At 62.0% G+C, this 14,736-nt stretch carries 14 protein-coding genes; 4 read left to right on the top strand and 10 right to left on the bottom strand.

Annotation, left to right across the window (positions count from 1 at the left end):
- Positions 1-16: 16 nt before the first annotated feature.
- Positions 17-1,189, bottom strand: a complete 1,173-nt coding sequence (locus LB515_RS09940; RefSeq protein WP_224707580.1) for a glycosyl transferase family 1 — start codon at positions 1,187-1,189, stop codon at positions 17-19.
- A 278-nt stretch (positions 1,190-1,467) separates the two neighbouring features.
- Here LB515_RS09940 and LB515_RS09935 point away from each other — a divergent pair, with 278 nt between their 5' ends.
- On the top strand, positions 1,468-2,838 hold the full coding sequence (locus tag LB515_RS09935; RefSeq protein WP_224707579.1) for a polysaccharide pyruvyl transferase family protein: 1,371 nt from the start codon (positions 1,468-1,470) through the stop codon (positions 2,836-2,838).
- Here LB515_RS09935 and LB515_RS09930 read toward each other — a convergent pair.
- From LB515_RS09930 to LB515_RS09890, 9 genes are all read right to left on the bottom strand, one after another.
- Positions 2,740-4,206 carry a lipopolysaccharide biosynthesis protein gene (locus tag LB515_RS09930; RefSeq protein ID WP_224527084.1) on the bottom strand — a complete coding sequence of 489 codons (1,467 nt, stop codon included), beginning with the start codon at positions 4,204-4,206 and terminating at the stop codon, positions 2,740-2,742. The two genes, LB515_RS09935 and LB515_RS09930, sit on opposite strands and share 99 nt — an antisense overlap.
- Entirely contained in the window at positions 4,203-5,393 is a 1,191-nt protein-coding gene (locus LB515_RS09925) for a glycosyltransferase (RefSeq protein ID WP_224707578.1), read from the bottom strand. Before LB515_RS09925 ends, LB515_RS09930 begins: the two co-directional genes overlap by 4 nt.
- A 143-nt stretch (positions 5,394-5,536) precedes the next feature.
- Positions 5,537-6,616, bottom strand: a complete 1,080-nt coding sequence (locus LB515_RS09920) for a glycosyltransferase (protein ID WP_224707577.1) — start codon at positions 6,614-6,616, stop codon at positions 5,537-5,539.
- Positions 6,617-6,665: 49 nt separating this feature from the next.
- On the bottom strand, positions 6,666-7,886 hold the full coding sequence (locus LB515_RS09915; protein WP_224707576.1) for a glycosyltransferase family 2 protein: 1,221 nt from the start codon (positions 7,884-7,886) through the stop codon (positions 6,666-6,668).
- An 88-nt stretch (positions 7,887-7,974) separates the two neighbouring features.
- Complete coding sequence (locus LB515_RS09910; RefSeq protein WP_224707575.1) at positions 7,975-9,306, bottom strand: UDP-glucose dehydrogenase family protein; 1,332 nt, start codon at positions 9,304-9,306, stop codon at positions 7,975-7,977.
- 128 nt (positions 9,307-9,434) lie between these two features.
- Positions 9,435-10,319 (bottom strand): glycoside hydrolase family 16 protein, encoded by an 885-nt coding sequence (locus LB515_RS09905; RefSeq protein ID WP_224707574.1) that lies wholly within the window; start codon positions 10,317-10,319, stop codon positions 9,435-9,437.
- Between the two features lie 138 nt (positions 10,320-10,457).
- Complete coding sequence (locus LB515_RS09900; RefSeq protein WP_224602429.1) at positions 10,458-10,835, bottom strand: hypothetical protein; 378 nt, start codon at positions 10,833-10,835, stop codon at positions 10,458-10,460.
- A gap of 123 nt (positions 10,836-10,958) precedes the next feature.
- Positions 10,959-11,969 carry a glycosyltransferase family 2 protein gene (locus tag LB515_RS09895; protein ID WP_224707723.1) on the bottom strand — a complete coding sequence of 337 codons (1,011 nt, stop codon included), beginning with the start codon at positions 11,967-11,969 and terminating at the stop codon, positions 10,959-10,961.
- Between the two features lie 22 nt (positions 11,970-11,991).
- Positions 11,992-13,224: a nucleotidyltransferase family protein gene (locus tag LB515_RS09890; RefSeq protein ID WP_224707573.1), complete on the bottom strand. Its 1,233-nt coding sequence runs from the start codon at positions 13,222-13,224 to the stop codon at positions 11,992-11,994.
- A 500-nt stretch (positions 13,225-13,724) separates the two neighbouring features.
- Between LB515_RS09890 and LB515_RS09885 the strand changes: the two genes are divergently transcribed.
- The 3 genes from LB515_RS09885 (at position 13,725) to LB515_RS09875 (ending at position 14,733) form a co-directional block, all read left to right on the top strand.
- Positions 13,725-13,877: a lasso RiPP family leader peptide-containing protein gene (locus LB515_RS09885; RefSeq protein ID WP_095769314.1), complete on the top strand. Its 153-nt coding sequence runs from the start codon at positions 13,725-13,727 to the stop codon at positions 13,875-13,877.
- A gap of 156 nt (positions 13,878-14,033) precedes the next feature.
- Positions 14,034-14,333, top strand: a complete 300-nt coding sequence (locus LB515_RS09880) for a PqqD family protein (protein WP_095769315.1) — start codon at positions 14,034-14,036, stop codon at positions 14,331-14,333.
- Entirely contained in the window at positions 14,317-14,733 is a 417-nt protein-coding gene (locus tag LB515_RS09875) for a lasso peptide biosynthesis B2 protein (protein ID WP_140845612.1), read from the top strand. The genes LB515_RS09880 and LB515_RS09875 overlap by 17 nt, the downstream gene beginning before the upstream one ends.
- The last annotated feature ends 3 nt before the right edge of the window (positions 14,734-14,736 follow it).

Here is a 14,736-nt window from a genome sequence, read left to right as displayed (position 1 = left end):
TCGCCCTGTTGCGCCATCACGCGGCCGCCTGTGTCGCAAAAGCCGAAGGCACGGCGGCGAGGCCGCGCAGCTTGTCGACGAAGGCCGCGCAGTCGCTGCGGTCGTAGCTCCAGGTCTTCGGATTGCGCGCCGACACGCGCGACCTCAGGCCGCGATATTCATCTTGATCCATCCGGCTCAGCATCGCCTCGAGGCTTTCGGGCGTCGCTTCGGGCAGGAGCACGCCGATATCCCGCTGCTTCAGGAACCTTCCGGTTTCGGTGTCCGCCATGGAGATCGGCACGGCGCCGAAGCGGCAGCCCTCGTAGAGGCGGTTGGGAAGCAGCCATTCGGAATTCTGGCCGGCCTCGAAAAAATCGATCGCCCAGGAGAAATGCACCTCACCGTAGATGGCTGCCATGTCCTCCGGATTGCGGTAGGGGCCGCGGAAGGAAAGCCACGGCTCGGCCTCGACGAAACCGTGAAAGTCCGGAAATTCGGACAGCGCCGGACGGCCCCTGAGCACGACTTCGAAACGGCCCGCCTGCCGGCGGGTGAAATCGGCCAGCAGCTCCAGCGAGCGGCGGCAGCGCAGCGCGCCGAACCAGCCGATACGCCAGGGCGGCGGCAACGGGCTGTCGTCCTCGACAGAATGCGCGGCGACAACGGATGCTGCGTCGAAATATTTGTTCTCTATCAGCTCGACAGGTGCGACGATCTGCCCGAAAGGCTCGAAGTAATTGGCGATGAAGGCCGGCGAGCTCGTCACCAGAAGCTTCACGTCGCGCGCGAGATGGCGTTCGGCGCCACGCAGCGTCCTGCCGACGAAGTCGTCGCGCAGCACCAGGCGATGGATATCGAGACATTCATAGACGATCGGCACGCTCGCCCCGAGCGCGCCGTTGGCGCGGCGGGCCAGCGCCAGCATTTCGAGGTTGCGCGCGATGATGAGATCAGGCTTGGGCACGGCGCCCAGCTTCGCGCCGATCGATATGGCTGCCTTGGCGACAGCGCCGATGCGCTGCGCGAATCGGCCGTCGCGCGTCGCGCCAAGGTCGACAGGCTCGATGCCTTCGATCTCGGCGACCGGGCTGGTGGTGCGGCGGAAGCCCGCCAGGGTAACCCTGGCGCCGCCTGCCTTGAGCATCTGTATTCTCCGGCGCACCGCCGGGTCGGATACGTCATGCACAAGGTACAAGACATGCAGCATGTAACTCGACCGCTGTTGGGCCCACCCATCGGGGATGCTAGTACAGCTTTTGCTGCATCGCAACAATTTTGGTGCGGCGTAGCAAGCGCCCGCACATTTTTTGTTGCACTGCAAAAATCATAAGCTACTCTCAGCCTGCTTGGCGTCGATCCGGATTTCGCGTTGGCTATCAGCGCGGAGCAGCACGCCAGATCGCGACGCGGATCGCGTGGCAGCACTCCGGCAAACATGCCGTTTAACCGCTGTGGCCTGGCCACGGACGCGAAACGAGGTTCCCCATGAAAGTCGTGATCGAAAACACAGTGTGTCTGAACACTGGCGATGCCGCGATCCTTTTGGCTATCCGCCATATTCTCAGATCGATCGTCGGCGGCGATGTGCAGTTCCTGGTTTTCGACAGTCAGCCCGACGTCGCGGCCAGGCTTTACCCGAAGAAAGATTACCCCGATCTCGAATTCCACAAGCTGCTGTCGGAATCCCTGTTCAGGGATCAGCATGGCGGCGGGATAAAGGGCCGGCTCAAGTCGATCTACAATCGGGGAGTCTTGCGCGCCTTGCGCCGCTTTGCCCAAAACGGCGCCAGCAGCGTGTTCTTCAGCAGAAGCGACCGCCACGGCCTTAAGGCCTATGCGAGCGCCGACCTGGTGGTCACGACAGGCGGAACCTATCTCGTCGAGAACTACGATCTTGAAAAGCGGCTCAATCAATTCCGCATCGATGCGATCTTGGGCAAGGACCCGATCTTCTTCACGCAATCGCTCGGCCCGTTCAAGAAAAGCTACAATCGCCAGGAGCTAGGTCCGATCTTCGACCGGGCTCCGCTCATCCTGCTGCGTGACGAGCGATCCAGAAATCACATACTGGATCTGGTGAAAGACCCCGGCAAATGCCATGTGGTCGCCGATGCCGTCTTTGCCCTGGCTGATACCGACAGGATCAAGAAACATCTCGGCAGCGCACCGGCGCCGACGGGCCGAGTCGCTATTTCCGTCCGCCACTGGAGCTTCGTCAGCGACGGTGAGGATGGCATGCGCCGCTATCTCGATTCGATCCGGGAGATCGCCACAATTCTTGTCAGGGACCACGGCAAGCAGGTGACCTTCATCTCAACTTGCCAGGGTGTGCCGGAATATGCCCATGACGACGCCAGGACTGCGCGGGCGATCGTGGCCGAACTCGACCCGGAAATCGCCGAACACGTCAATGTCGACGCCGCATTTCATACGCCCGACCAATTGATGGCGCTGGTGAAGGATTGCGACTTCGTCGTCGCCACGCGCATGCATATGATGATCATGTCGCTTTGCGTCGGCACGCCGGTGCTGCCGATCGCCTATGAATTCAAAACCAAGGAAGTCGCCAAGCGCATCGGTGTCGACGACCTTCTGCTCGACATCGATACCGTAACGCCGTCGGAAGCAGCCGAAAAACTCGGCAGATTCATCGCCAGTCTTGACCACTATCGCCGGGCAAGCCTCGAGGCCGTGCTGGAAGAGCATGCGTCGGCAATGTCGGCAACCAGGCCGTTGTCCTCCTTGATAGGCAACCGCTCACCCAATGTTGCTGGCGACGTTGGCAAGAGTGGCGAACAACGCCTTGCGCGACTGCGGAACAGCAAGCATGAGGGCCAAGGCGAACCCGTAGTTTAGGACGACCGCCACCAGGATCGTGAGCAGGTCCGACTGATTGGTCAGCAACGCCGGCAGCGACAGATATGAGAGCCAGGCGAGCAGGGACGAGACGATGAAGAGCCCCTGTATGCCCAGAAAATCGCCGGCGGTCACCGGGCCGACACGATGGATCAGGGCGGCAAGCACCGGGATGCGCAGCACGTAACCGCTGATGGCATAGGCAGCCGCGACGCCGATGGCGCCCCAATGCAGGCCGACGATGAAGGAGGCGACGGTCGTCAAAGACGAATAGATGCCCCAATGAAACATCGTCTTCGTCTTGCCCTGGCAGATGAATATCCACCCCGTGGTGCTCGATACGGACTGCATCAGGCCGGCGATGCCCAGCCAGGCGAAAATCGGCGCCACGGCCATCCAACGCTCGCCGAAGAGAAGCCTGACCACCTGCTCCGAAGTCAGTGTCAAAGTCGCAATGCCGGGCATGGTGATGACGGCCAGCAGCCAGTTTGTCCGGACATAGATGTCTCGAAATCGTTGCTTGTCCTCATGGATGCGGCTGAGCAGCGGCACCATGATACGCGTCAGCGGCTGGTTGATGTTCTGCAGCGGAAACAGCAGAAGCTTGTAGGCGCGATCATAGTAGCCCAGCTCGACCGCGCCGGAATATTTTCCGATGAGAATGTTGTCGAGGTTGCGAGACAGAAAATTGACGAGGTTGAAGCCCGTGAGGTTCGCCCCGAACCTGAATATGTCCGCGTCGACCTTCAGATTCGGCCAAGACGGCGTCCAGCGCGTCACCAGCCAGCCCGCAACCAGCGCTACGACAGCCGACACAGCCGGACCCAAAACCAGAGACCAATAGCCAAGCCCTAAATACGCCGCGGTTGCGGTAGCGAGCAGCCCTACGGCCGCGGTGACTGCGTCGTTGAGCGCAAGCTGGCCGAATTGCAGATGGCGGTTCATCAGGGCAAGCGGCACCGCGGCAAGACTGCCAAAAAGCAGCGGCACGGCGGAAGCAAGTGTTATCCCCCACATTCGCTGATCACCGTAGAAAGCGGCAATGGCGGGGGCCAGGCAGGCCACGACCGCCCCGGCGCACAGGCCGACAACCGCGCTCAGCCAGAAAACTTGGTTGAGTTGCCGTTGATCGATCTCCTTGCGCTGGATGACCGCCTGCTGGAGGCCCAGATCCTGAAGCAGGCCGACGAAGGCCACGATCGGTCCCACGGAAGCCACCAGGCCGAAATCCTCGGGGACGAGCAGCCGGGCAAGGATGACGACCGAAAGGAACTGGATCGCTATCTTGAAGCCTTGCGCGCCGGCCGTGACCAGCCCGCCGCGCAAGGCAACGCGACCAAATTGCGGGGGCGGCGGATTGGCATTCATGTGACGGATCCGGTCTCCCCTAGCCGCGCAACGATCTGCGCAAAGCGTTCATTCAAGCTATCGGCATTGAAATCGGCCTCGACCTTCCTTCGAGCGGCAAGCGCTATCGGCTCGCACAGGCCCGGGTTCTCGGCGATCCAGGTGAGTTTGCCGGCAAGCGCGGCGACGTCCCTTTCGGGTACGAGGAAGCCAGTCTTGCGATCCTCGATCAGCTCCGGAATTCCCGAATGGTAGGTGCTGACAGCGATCAAGCCGCCGGCCATCGCCTCCATGAGCGCAACCGGTATTCCTTCCAGATCGCCGTCTCGCCCGGCGACGCTTGGCAGAAGGAAGACATGGGCGTCGCGCAGGCGCTGCTTCACCTCGCCGTGCGGACGCGGTCCGAGGAAGGTCACCCTGTCGGCAATACCGAGGTCGACGGCGGTAAGCTTCAATTCCTCCAGCAATTCCCCGCCGCCGATCACGGAATAGGTCCAATCGCGGTGCGGCAGGCAAGCGAGGGCGCGAAGCGCATATTCGGTTCCCTTTTTCTCGGTCAGCCGGCAGACCGAGATGAAAGACAGCGTACGCCCCTGCCAGGAGCGCCAGCGATATTCGATCTCGCTTGGGCGAATGCCCATGTGGTGAACCGCGACTTGTGCCGGCGCGGCACCGGCATCGATCAGGGCCTGACGGAAGAATGCGTTCACAGGGAGCTGGAGAGCCCCTTGTTCGAAAACGGGCCTGTACTGGTCCAGAGTGCCGTCATGCAACGGCCTGCCGACATCGGTGCCATGGAATATGGTCACTAAAGGCGCGGAAATCCTGCGCCGCTTCATGACGCGGGCGACGCGCAGGCCGTTATGGCCAAAATGCGCCACGATCACATCGACGTTTCGCAGCTTTTGTGCGTTGGCCAGGTCGATGAAGGTCGAAAGCTTGTCCCAAAATCTGCCGGACCATTTCCGGAGCAGTGAGCGGTAGCGATTCAGGCCACCCCACCAGGAAACGACAGGGCCGGGCAATGTCTGCCAACGTGCATCGTCCACATTGCTATCCTTGCCAAAAGCCATCTCGTTGCAGACGACGCTGACTTTCATTCCCCTTTCAATGCATCCGGCAATCTGATCGAGCACGAATGTCTCGGACAGAGTGGGAAATTTATCGACTACGAAGCAAATCCTCATCGGCAGGATGTTCTCGCCCAAATCAGGCTGGAAACATCGCCGGCAGGGCCTGACGCATGCAGCATGAACTTCGACTCCTGTCGGCCCAACCTATTGCAGTTTTTTGCCGCATCGCAACATTTTTGGTGCAGTGCAGCAAACGGTTCCCTCTCCTTGCTTGTAAGCTACGCAGCGTGGCGGACGCCCTGCCGAGCCGCTCTTTCCAGCAGATCGAGAAACACCACCAATTGCCGCGCGGGATCGAGCTCCGGGCGCTTGGAGAAGGCCAGAGCCGAGGCCGAAAGCCGTTCGTATTCCTGGCGATCATTCCAAAGGCGCGTCACCGCCGACGCCCAGTCGGTAAGCGGGGCGTCGTAGTCGAGCACCACGCCGCCGGGACCAATGGCTTCGGGCAGGCCGCCGCGCCTCGAGCCCACGACAGGGATGCCGCTGCAATGCGCCTCGGACGCCACGCGGCCCCAGGCTTCCTCCCATTTGCTCGGGGCAAGCAGGATCCTGGTGCGGCCATAGATCGTCTTCATATCGTCGGTGCGGTTTTCCAGCGTGACGTTCGAGAGCGGCGCGATGGTCTTTTCGATGCGGGCACGATGCTCGTCCTCCAGTTTCCAGCTCTCCACGAACAGGAAGGGAATCTCCGGGCAGGCGGCCGCAATCCTCACCGCCAGATCGAACCCCTTCTCCTCATAGGGATTGATCATGGTGACGAATTCGCCGGTCGTATGCGTGCAGTAGAGCGCGTCGTTGATGGTCGGCGGAAGAACGGTGGACTCGATGCCGAATTTTTCCTTGTAGGTGCGCGCCGTGAATTCCGAATTGGCGATGTACAAAGCCGAATTGAGTTCGCGCGGATCGCCGGCGAGTTCGTGAAATTCGACATTATGCAGATAGACGACCAGCGGCACGCCTTCGGCAAGAAGCGCCTTTCCGAGCAGGACGGATTTGTGGCACTGCACGACCGCGACATCCGGTGTGGCCTTCTCGACGGCGAAGCCGGCCGCCTCCCAGGGGAACCAGGCGCGCATCACCGGGTAGCCGGGGAAATTGTCGACAACCGCGGGCTGCCGCAGCAGCTTCATCTTGGCACGCGCCTTGAGGCCGAACATGCCGTCGCCGAACAGCGAGGCGAGGACCGACGCCTGATGGCCGTGCTCGATCAGCTGTTCGACCAGGTGATGCGTGTTGGATTGCACGCCGCCGGTGAACTCGGGAATGTACCCGTTGCCGCTTGCAAAAAGCACTTTCATCGTTCTGCTCCTAATTCGGCCCGGGCGAGTATCCGCAAGCCACGGCTCATCAGCTTGCGCCGCGCGCCAAGGGAAGCTTCGACGTCATCGCCCGACACAGCCGGCCGAGCGAAGCGGAAAGCGACAGCGCCGAATACTCCCGCAACAATTTTGAAGCCGGGATCACCTTTCCCGCCTTCAGGTCCCGCGCCAGATAATGCGGGAAGGAATGCATGTATTCCCTGACGATGTCGGCCTTCAGCGGTCCCGACCTCCATGCCTTCACCGCCGAGACGAATTCGTCGGCCGGGGCAGATGCCAAACCTGTATCGTAGGCTTCGAACGTACGCCGCACGATGGCGCGTTCCTTGTCACTGAGCGACGTCTTTCCGGCTCGTTCGGCAAGCAGGGCGTAGCGGCGGATGTCCTCGGCCGCGTGATGCCACAGACCCTTCCTGGCCATGATGCTCGACCGCTGCAGCAGCGCCTGCATCTCGAGATCGGCCGTCCTCGGCAGGGCCTGCTCCGAGCGATCCAGATACTCATGCAGATCGACCGACTTGTAGACCTCTTCCATGATCGCCCGGTCGTACGCGCCCCAGGCCTTGATCCGGTCGGTGTAGGAAATGACCACCTTGGTGCTGCCGCGGACCATGTCGTGCTGGCGCTGGAAGAACATCAAGCCATCAACCCTGATGCCCTTGAACCGGCGTGCAAGCCTCAACATCATCTCGTAGTCCTGCGACCGGACCAGGGTCTCGTTGAAGCCACCCACCTCGTCGTAGCATTTGCGGCGCACCAGGAGGCCCGGCTGGTGGACGTGGCAATATTCGAGATGCGACGGGAAGAAATTGTCCTGGCTGACATGTCCGAAGGCGACGATCTCGTAATCCTGCTCCTCGATCTGGGCCGAACGCTGGAAACGCGCATATTCGCCGAATGCGAAATCGGCGGCCGGCTCGCGCTCGAAGGCGGCGAGAAACCGCTCAAGCGCCGTCGGGTGCGCGACATCGTCGTCATCGAATATCCAGACGAAATCTCCTGTGCAGCGCTTCAGGGCAAAATTCAGCGCCGTCGATTTCCCGCCATTCTCCTTGCGGTGGTATTCCACCGGCGCCGGGAAAGAGGCCGCCACCGCGCCGGTATCATCCGTCGAGCCGTCGTCGACGATCAGGATCTGATCCGGCATCACGGTCTGCCGCAGCAGGCTGCCGATGGATTCGGGCAGGAATTTTTGCCGGTTGAAGGTGGGGACGATGACGGTGACCGTCGGTTTGCGCTGCGCAGCCATTGATGACCTCATACTGTTGCCGATGCTCCGTTCGCCGGCATGAATCCCCAGCCATGGCGACGGCCATTGTCCTTGAGGCAATCAGCTGTCATGCCGCCATCCTGCCGATCGAGAAGTATTCGATGCCGTAGCGCGCGATCACCTTGGGATCGTAGAGATTGCGGCCGTCGAAGATGACCGGCGTCGTCAGCGCATCCTTGAGCGCATCGAAGGACGGCGCGCGGAAGCTCTTCCATTCGGTGCAGATCAAAAGCGCGTCGGCGCCGCGCAGCGCCGCTTCCTTGGTGCCGCACAACAGCAGATCGTCGCGCAGGCCGTAGATCGCCTGGCACTCCTGCATCGCCTCGGGATCGTAGGCCTGCACCTTGGCGCCGGCCGCCCACAACGCTTCCATCAGCGTGCGCGCCGGCGCCTCGCGCATGTCGTCGGTGTTGGGTTTGAAGGCGAGCCCCCAGACGGCAAACGTCTTGCCCCTGAGCGCGCCCTTGAAATAGTGGTTGACCTTGTCGAACAGGACCGACTTCTGCGCATTGTTGCGCTCCTCGACGGCGCGCAGCAGCTTGGCGTCGAACTTGACGCCCTCGGCGGTCTTGATCAGCGCGCGCACATCCTTGGGAAAGCACGAGCCGCCATAGCCGAGGCCGGGATAGATGAAGTGGTAGCCGATGCGCGGATCCGAGCCGATGCCCTTGCGCACCTCCTCGATGTCGGCGCCCAGCTGCTCGGCGAGATTGGCCATCTCGTTCATGAAGCTGATCTTGGTCGCCAGCATGCAGTTGGCGGCGTATTTGGTGAATTCGGCGCTGCGCACGTCCATCACGATCATCTTCTCGTGGTTGCGGTTGAACGGCGCGTAGAGCTCGCGCATCACCATCTCGGTGTCCTCGCTGGAGGTGCCGACGATGATGCGGTCCGGCTTCATGCAATCGGCGACCGCCGAGCCTTCCTTGAGGAATTCGGGGTTCGAGGCGACGTCGAAGGCGAGATCCTCGCGGCCGCGCCTCTTCAGCGTTTCGGCGATCCTGGCCTTCACCTTCTCGCAAGTGCCGACCGGCACGGTCGACTTGCCGACGACGATCTTGGCGCTGTCCATCTCACGGCCGATGGTCTCGGCGACGGCCAGCACATATTTCAGATCGGCCGAGCCATCCTCGCCGGGCGGCGTGCCGACCGCGATCATCTGGATCTGGCCATGCCTGACCGCCGCCGCCGCGTCGGTGGTGAAGCGGATGCGGCCGGCCGCGTGGTTTTCCCTGACGAGGGCCTCGAGGCCCGGTTCGAAAATCGGCACCAAGCCCTGGTTGAGCCGCTCCACCTTCTTCTCGTCGATATCGACGCACACCACCTCATGGCCGACCTCGGCCAGCACAGCGGCCTGCACGAGACCGACATAGCCAATCCCAAATACCGTCAAATTCATTTGGTTCTATTCCTGTCAAAGGCCGGGCCGCAAAAGCGGTCCGGCCGGTTCAGATGTCCCCCAGGCCAAACGGCCCAGTTGGTTCGGCATGATCCTATCCGAAAATCGGTTCCACTTTGGGATCATGCCTAGTTGGAATTGCTTATGCTGCATGCCAGCGATTCCGGGAATTGGCATGGCTGGCCCAAAGCGGTGAAAGCGACGCGCTTGACCTCCATGGTCACCTTGCTGCCGGGATCGACAAAAGCGCCCATCCAGTTGGTCAGCTTGTCGCTGCCCCAGAGGCTGAAGAAGATTTTCTGCGAATGCTTCGGCAACTCGTCGGGGTTAGTCACCTCATGGACGAGCTTGCCGTTGACGTACCAGCGCAGCCGATCCTTCTCCCAGACGAAGCCATAATCGTTGAAGCCCTTGTCGGCGCCGCCTTCGACGTCGACAAGCTTGCCGTTCTTCGGCTTGCCCTGGATATAGCTGTTGACCTGCACCTTGGACGGATCCTTGGTGAGGACCTCGAAGTCGATCTCGTCCCAAGGCTGTTTGTCCTGCGGGCCGATATAGGAGAAGAAGGCGGCGTTGAGGCCGGAGCCGGTGCCGGTCTTCATCCGTGCCTCATAGACGCCGTAGCCGTAGCGCTGCTTGGTCTGGATCTCGGCGCAGGCGAACTCGCGGTCCTTCAGCTTGCGCTTTTCGAAGCCCAGCGAAAGCACGCCGTCGGAAAGCCGTACGAGATCCTTCGACCACGTGCAGTTCTGATGGGCGCCATTGGTCCAGCCGTCCGAGACGAACCAGCGGGACTGGTTGAAATTCGAGAAATCGTCGACGAAGGACGGCGCGCTTTGCAGCTCTTGCTGCGCCGCTTGCGCATGCGCGAGATGCGGGCTCGCCGCAAGGGCCGCAGCGACCGCAAACAGGGCGCCGACCAGGCTAAGCCTCAGGCTGGTTAATCCGCTCCCTGGCGCCTGCGATACCTCGCAAGCCGCCTCGGTGGAGGTGTTGTCCGGATCTGCGTTCATAACAAACTCACCTTGTGTTGTCCGCCCAACCCAAAGTCATCCTCGGTTCGCATGAGCGAGCCGCTTCCGATCTTCCGCCCTGTGAACTCCTCTAATGTCCTGTAACGTCTCGTACCGCTGACGGCGCCTGACGCGCCGTCAGCCTCTTGCCGTCGCCTGCGCAGCAGACCGGTCGGCACCATCCTCGACGATCGCGTCGAGCGAATGACGCAGTTCCTTCACCAGGCCTTTCTGGCGAACGAGCTCCGCAATGCGCCGCTCGCAGTTCAGGATCGACTTGGTCATCGCGGCGACATCCGATCCCTTGCTGGCCGACGCCGAACCATTCTCCATCGCCTCGACCAGAAAGGCGGCGTTGGCAGCCGTCGACTTATAACGATTCTCCAGTCCGGTTTTCTCCGCCTCAATCTCGGCCGCGATCTGGTCGAACAGCTTCGCCAGCCGGTCGAAACGCTGGAGGTCGGTCTGCCGGTCGCGAGCCGGATCCCGGGATCTGAAGCTAAAAATCGAAGCCATCCTATCGGCCTTTCGAAATTGCTGCATTGCAACATAGACTGCCATTCCGGCAGCGACTAGGCAACATCATAGTTTCCGGAATGCGATTTTTTGAGGGACGGCGGCTTCCGGGACAATGGGCGATCACCCGCTTGCGGCGCTGGTTGCCGCCATCAGGAAGCGCGTCGGCGGCATCTGCTGCCGCGCAACAATCCCGGTGCGGCGGAACAGCGCGTCGAGCTTGTCGGTGGCGACGCCGCGCACGATCGGGATCAGATTCGATTGGCTTGCGAAAGCGTAGGCCGCGGCCGATGCCAGCCCACGCTCGGCCTTCACATCAAGGAAGTTGCGCAGCCGGTATTTGTCGCGGACATGGCGCTCATGGCGCCGCAACGCGGCCTTCGAGCGCTCCGGAAGGCTGTCTATCTGGAGCAGCGCCAGATCGGCATCGGCAAGGCGCTTCAAATCCTGCGTCCTGTGGCGGCCGCTCAGCGAATCGGCGCGCACGATCGCGCCATAACCGCAGGACTTGATGACCTTGAACCGAGCCCCGTAAGCAACAGCGCGCGCGTAGAGTTCGTAGTCCTCGCCAAGCCTGAGGTTCTCGTCGTAGCTCAACCCATGCCGCTCGAGGAAAGCCCGGCTGATCACCGGCTTGAGGAAACCGAGCTCGCCGCGCCGCACACGGCGGCGCGAGATGTTGCCGTCGATGAAGCGCTCGAAATCGAGAAATTCCGGCTCGGCCGCGAAAGGCGGCGCTGCGACGTTGGCGAGGTCGGTCGCGGCATCGTCGCGGATCAGCATGATGTTGTCGGCGGCGAAGTCCCAGTCGGTGCTGGCGAAAAGCCGGCGGAAGCGGCCTTCGAGGAAGAAATCGTCGGCGTCGAGAATGCTGATGAAGGGCGATTTGGAGGCCTGGATGGCGGCGTTGCGCGCGGCGGAAGGACCGCGATTGACGTCGAAACGGATGACGGCAAGCCGGCCGCTGCCATCGTCGGCGGCCAAAGCCACATCCCGGGTGTCGTCGGTGGAGGCGTCGTCGACCACGATGACTTCGGCGACTTCGGCCTCGCGCAGCGCCGAAGCGATGGCGCCGGGAATGGTGCGCGCCGCATTGCGCGCGGCGATGATGACGCAGACCCCCGAGGTCGTTATGGGCGTCGTCACGGGCATGGGCTCACCTTTCGCTTGCATGATTGGCCGCCCCGCCCACGATTCTGATCATTTCGCTCCGCGACGGCCCGGCCGTGGCCGGGCGCTCGAAGATGCGCCGGCTGAGGTCGGCGGAAGCAGCCCAGCCAGCTTCAGCCAGGTAGCGGACCGGCTCGCGGCCGCAGAGTTCCCACAGCACATGGCGGCGCTGCGGCCAGCGCAGGGACGCGAGCCACGGCGCCATGACCATGTGGAAGAGGTCGGCGTTGTCGATGCGGGCCAGCATGCGGGTGGCGCGATCCGAAAGCAGCGTGCCGTCGCCGCCGAGCAGCACGTCGGCGGCGCGCAATCCCAAGAGCAGCGTATCCGCCAGGCCCTGTTCGACGGCGTGGTCGAGCACCCTCCGCTGCTCGGCTTCGCTCAGGCGGCTGACGCTGGCCCTGACGTCGCAGACATAGCCGGCGCAGGGCTCGCGGTTGAAAAAGGCCTTGGCGACGCTGATCGCGGACAAAAGCAAGGTGTCGGCGGCCGAGATGATCGGCATGGCGGCGCCGGCCACCTCGACCTCGCGCTTGCGGCGCAGGAAGCCGTCGGTGTCGCGCGGGCTGGGCGAACCCGGCTGCTGCAGCCGGTGGTGGAGGTCGACCGTCGAGGCCCTCGCGCCGTCTTCGCGCACCATATGCTGCTCACCGAGGAAGCGCACCCACCAGACCGAGCGCGACTTGCCGGCAACCTCATAGCCCATCGTGCGCAACGCATCGCGGGCCTTGGCGAAACCGGTCGGCGAAACCAGTATGTCGACGTCGCCGGATGGCTTCATGAAGTGGTCGCCATAAAGCAGATGCTGCTGGAGCGGCCCCTTGAGGAAGACGAAATCGACCTGCCTGTCGCGCAGCACACGAGCGATGGCCACCGAATCGCCAATGCAGGCGACATTCATCGACATGGTTCGCCGGCGGTAGCTGTCGAGCCAGCCAGGCAACTCCGCAGGCGCGGCATTCGCGGGCGCCCGCGCGAGCGCCTTGAGCAGGAAGACGGCGACCTTGTTGAGCCTGGCGATGTCGGCGACGTTGGTTGCCGAAATTGGGGCCGCCGGGATCGGGGTGGCCGACACCGTCGGCGCTGGCACATCGACCCGGCCATCCGTGATGTTGGCTCGTGGCGCGAAAAACAGCCTCAGACAGGCCTGCACATAAGCGACTTCATCGGCGCAGCCGGCGGCGCGCAGCCTTTCATAGGAGCCATCCTGCACCGCCATGCCCGATGTCGTTCTCCGCAAAATGCCGCCCAAAGCGGTTATACTGCACCTGCGAAGAAAAGCATCGGAAAAATTGACGCGCTCACGCCAAAAGCGGCTGAGGTCGCCTCCTGACCGCAACCCCAGCGTTTAAAATCGCTTCACGTTCAATCACTTTTGAAGACAATTCCGGGGGCGTCCCGGCTGGCCGGAAAATGACGATTTTTTGTGACAAATTCTTCGCAATTGCGAGATGTCTTTTTCGCCTGAAAAATTATCGCAGATAAATCAATCGCTTATCTAAACGGCAGGGACCTACGGTTGAATTCCTGGATGGGTGAGGTTTAGGATGACGCTGCCTACGCCTTGATTAACAACGGATGCGAGCGCAACCAAGAATTGATTAATGCTTGGTAAATCAAGCTTGACTCATGGATGTTGCCATGCAGCAATTGCGCTGCAGCATAGCGATATGTTGGCGGCATTCTGCAGCCGCTTCCAGTCCTTAATTGGAGAGTACAATGGAACAGAATGTTGAAAAGCATGAGTATGAAACCCCCAGCCTGACGGTTCACGGTTCGATTGAAACTATCACGCAGGGCGGTGCAGGCACGACGGCGCTCGACGCGAGCTTTCCCGCGCACACGCCGGTCGGCGAGCTGACTTTCTCTTAAAACTCACACAGGTATCCGGGTGTCTGAGTTGGGGCTCCGGATGCTCTCCAACAGGTGAGCCGGGGGGCGTTGTCCCCCGGATTCCTGCCGAGGATCGCAGGCAACCGATCCCGGTGGAAGCCATAGGGCGCGACGGGCCAGCAACGAGGTTTTAGGATGCACTGGAACCCTTCGGACCATGACCGCGTCGTCGCGACGAACGAGGCGGTGGCTTGTGAATTCGGCGCCGGACTGGCGCTGCTCCACCTCAAATCCAATGTCTATTACAGCCTGAACGGCGTCGGCGCCTTCATCTGGGAGCAGATCCAGGAGCCGCGATCGATGCTCGATATCCGCAGCGCCGTGCTTGCGCGCTACAATGTCGATGCCGAACGCTGCAGGGCCGATGTCGAGGGCTTGCTCAAGGGGCTGAGCGAAGCAGGGCTTGCGAGGCTCCACAATGAGGAACTGGTCTAGGCTCCGCTCGCTGAGCGCCTGGGAAATGCTGTTTCTGGCGCGCTGCCTGATGGTGGTGAGCGTTGTGCGGCTCGCGCTGACGCTGTCCTCCTATAACCGTGTCCGTAGCCTGGTGACGGGAATGCACGCCAGACGCGACGCCAGCGTCGCCGACCTGCGGCGTGTCGCATGGGGCGTCGCCGCCGCGGCGCGCCTCGTGCCGGGCGCCAGCTGCCTGACCCAAGCGCTGGCAGGACAATATCTGCTCGCCCGCCAGGGCAGCGCATCGAAAATAAGCATCGGCATCGAACGAGGGACAGGCAGCGAGCTCAAGGCGCATGCCTGGTTGATGAGCGGCAACCACATCGTGCTTGGCGGCTCGATCAAAGGATTTGCCCATCTGGTCGACCATAGGTCGTGAGCG

Origin of the sequence: Mesorhizobium sp. CA15 (assembly GCF_020165215.1) — a bacterium.
Lineage (GTDB): Bacteria > Pseudomonadota > Alphaproteobacteria > Rhizobiales > Rhizobiaceae > Mesorhizobium.
The sequence above is the reverse complement of the archived record's forward strand: the minus strand, read 5'-3'. Positions and strand labels throughout refer to the sequence as shown.